Origin of the sequence: Kitasatospora sp. NPDC057542 (assembly GCF_042801945.1) — a bacterium.
Taxonomy (GTDB): Bacteria; Actinomycetota; Actinomycetes; order Streptomycetales; family Streptomycetaceae; genus Kitasatospora.
Genome location: NZ_JBHVFE010000753.1, coordinates 1 through 2368 on the forward strand (window position 1 = coordinate 1; position 2368 = coordinate 2368).

Sequence of the window (2368 nt, forward strand, 5' to 3'; positions counted from 1 at the left end):
GGGCCCGGCGTGGCCTCTGGAAGGATCACCGGATGAGCCTGCACACCGATCCCCCCGCCGCCGAGGTCCACGTCCCCGCCCCCGGCGGCGGCCTGCTGTGGGCGGAGCGCCGCGGCACCGGCAGCCCGGTGGTGCTGCTGCACGGCTCCGGCATGGACTCCCGGCTGTGGGACGCCGTCGCCCCGGCGCTCTCCCGGCACCACGACGTGATCCGCTACGACGCCCGCGGCCTCGGCCGCTCCAGCGCGCCGGAGCAGGCCTTCGACGACGTCGCGGACCTGGGCGCCGTACTGGACCACTTCGGTCTGCGCAGCGCCGCGCTGGTCGGCCTGAGCATGGGCGGGGAGACCGCGCTGGACTTCGCCCTCGCCCACCCCGGCCGGGTCGCCGCGCTCGGCCTGGTCGGCGCCTCGGTCAGCGGCCACGACTGGCCGCCGTCCCCGGAGACCACCGCCTACGCCGAGGCCCGGCGGCGCGGCGACGCGGCGGCCCTGGCCGAGCTGGAACTCTCCGTCTGGGCCGCCATGGGCCGCGACGCACCGGGCGGCGAGCTGATCGCGGCGATGGTCGAGGAGAACGCGGCCCGCCGGATCGTCAGCGAGCGCCACCTCGCAGGCGCCCCGGCCCGGGCGGCCGAGCCGCTCCTCGGCACCGTCACCGCGCCCACCCTGGTCGTCCACGGCGACCGTGACCACCCGGAGATCGCGGTCATCGCCCGGCGGCTCGCCGCCGACATCCCCGACGCGCGCAGCCACCTCGTCCCGGACGCCGACCACTACCTCCCGCTGCGTTCCGCCGAACGGCTCACCGAGCTCCTCCTCCGTCATCTGGCCTGATCACCCGCCTGCCGAGCCCCGCCCGCCCGACGCGTTTGCTGCCGCTAGCACCCTGCTTGCATTTGCAAGCAGGGTGTTGCAGGCTGTCCGCATGGCCTCACTGAACGTCGGCTCGCTGGGCGAGTACATCCGCGAACAGCGCCGGAACGCCCAGTACTCGCTGCGGCAGCTGGCGGAGGCCGCCGGCGTGTCCAACCCGTACCTCAGCCAGATCGAGCGCGGGCTGCGCAAGCCGAGCGCGGAGATCCTCCAGCAGATCGCCAAGGCGCTGCGGATCTCGGCGGAGACGCTGTACGTCCAGGCCGGGATCCTGGAGGAGCGGCGGGGCGAGGGCCTGGAGCTACGGGCCTCGATCCTGGCCGATCCACTGATCAACGAGCAGCAGAAGCAGGCGCTGCTCGCGGTCTACGACGCCTTCCTCAAGGAGAACGCCGCGTCGGCCTCCGGGGCGACGACCGGCGGCCCAGCCACCCCGAACACCCACCGGGAGGACCGGTAACCATGCCCATCACCGACGAGATCAAGAAGACCCTCAGCGACCCGACCCCGCTGTACGCCCTGGCCGGCGCCGGAGACCTCGCGTACGAGAAGCTGTGCGAGGTGCCGGGCCGGGTCGAGGCGCTGGCGGCGGACCGCAAGGGCGCGCAGGAGAGGGCCACCGCCAGGCTCCAGGAGGCGCAGTCGCTGCTGACCGGGGCGCAGGCCAAGGTCACCGAGACGGTCACCACCCTGCCCACCGACCTCAAGGTCCTGCAGGAGCGGGCCCAGGGCTTCGCCATGCAGCAGGTGGCCCGCGCGGTCGAGCTGGCGGTGAAGGCCAGGGAGACGTACGACGAGCTGGCCGAGCGCGGCAAGGTCGTGGTGGACAGGGCCCGCCCGGGCGCGTCGGACGAGACCGACAGGCCCGAGCTGGCCGCGGAACCCGTCGAGGCCGAGCCGGCGGCGGAGGGCGACGCCGAGTCCGCTCCGAAGAAGTCCGCCAAGGCCCGCAGGGATGCCGCCGACGCCGCGGAGTGAGCCCGTGTGCCTCGGGGCACATCCGGTGACCGTGGGGCGTTGGCCTCGTTGCGGACGGTCGTCGTGCCAGGATGGACGGCGGGCGCAGCGCCGGAGTCGAGAGCAGAGGAGATCGAGATGGTCGGAGTGTTTCAGATTCTGGCCTTTTCCTACCTGAACCCGATCTGGTGGGCGACGGTCGCCATCCTCGCCTACAAGCTGTTCGCCCTGGCCGACGCGGCCACCCGCCGGGAGGACGCCTACCGGGCGGCCGACAAGAAGACCAAGGGCTTCTGGGTGGCGATCCTGGCGATCTCCTTCGGCTGGGACTTCCTGTTCGGGGTGAACTTCTTCACCGGCATCGGCACCCTGGCCGGCCTGGTCGCCTCGATCGTCTACGTGGTGGACGTCCGCCCGGCGATCCGGGCGCTGACCGGCGGCGGTGGCGGCCGGGGCGGTCGGAGCAACACCGGGCCGTACGGCCCCTGGTAGGAACGGCAGCGGACAACGCGGCGGCCCGGGCGGGGAGTTCACCC

At 73.4% G+C, this 2368-nt stretch carries 4 protein-coding genes; all 4 read left to right on the forward strand.

Features of this window, described 5'->3' with window-relative positions; translation table 11 throughout:
- Positions 1-32 precede the first annotated feature (32 nt).
- Positions 33-836: an alpha/beta fold hydrolase gene (locus ACFU7Y_RS43090; RefSeq protein WP_224283311.1), complete on the forward strand. Its 804-nt coding sequence runs from the start codon at positions 33-35 to the stop codon at positions 834-836.
- A 91-nt stretch (positions 837-927) separates the two neighbouring features.
- Positions 928-1335, forward strand: a complete 408-nt coding sequence (locus ACFU7Y_RS43095; RefSeq protein ID WP_224283312.1) for a helix-turn-helix domain-containing protein — start codon at positions 928-930, stop codon at positions 1333-1335.
- A gap of 2 nt (positions 1336-1337) precedes the next feature.
- On the forward strand, positions 1338-1853 hold the full coding sequence (locus ACFU7Y_RS43100; RefSeq protein WP_224283313.1) for a hypothetical protein: 516 nt from the start codon (positions 1338-1340) through the stop codon (positions 1851-1853).
- Between the two features lie 117 nt (positions 1854-1970).
- Positions 1971-2324, forward strand: a complete 354-nt coding sequence (locus ACFU7Y_RS43105; protein WP_224283314.1) for a DUF2516 family protein — start codon at positions 1971-1973, stop codon at positions 2322-2324.
- Positions 2325-2368 lie beyond the last annotated feature (44 nt).